General features: G+C 51.1%; 1 protein-coding gene. It reads right to left on the bottom strand.

Going from position 1 to position 476, the window contains the following annotated elements; all coding sequences use genetic code 11:
• Positions 1 to 11 precede the first annotated feature (11 nt).
• On the bottom strand, positions 12 to 476 hold a 465-nt coding region (locus tag AC3DE3_RS17235; RefSeq protein WP_488370843.1), incomplete at its 5' end, for a DUF1266 domain-containing protein.

The following is a 476-nucleotide window of genomic DNA, read 5'->3' as shown; positions in this document are numbered from 1 at the left end:
CCAACATGTTTTCATAGGTCGCTCACATCCTTAAGCGTTACCGGGCATTCAGGCTGGACAGTTAATGGCTGCCAGGGAAGCGTGGCATAGAAACGATCGCTTCCCGCTGCCAGCTCTTCGAACATCCGACTCCCGGCGCTATCGTATTTGTACAGGGTTAGCGCCTCGCGTAGCGAAGTGTTGTCTTCGCACTGAGAAGATTGCCAGTAGAGACGTCCTAACGAATAGGCGGAAAAATAGTGCATCCAGCTGTGATAGTAATGGTGAGCTCGTACATAGACGCACGATTGCAGCCATAAACTCTCTTCTTCCGTCAGCCAGTTGTTGAGCACACCGACCCGTGACAGAAACCCCATTCGAACATAATCCCAGGCTTTGATTCCCCCTTCTCCACAGCACATAGCGGTTTGGGCAACGAATTGGGTATAAATCAACCCTCTCTCCGAGCCACCAGCAATTAATGCTTTCCACTCTTC

Source organism: Dietzia sp. IBK-p2-16D (genome assembly GCF_057773085.1).
This window is presented reverse-complemented; position numbering and strand designations above follow the sequence as displayed.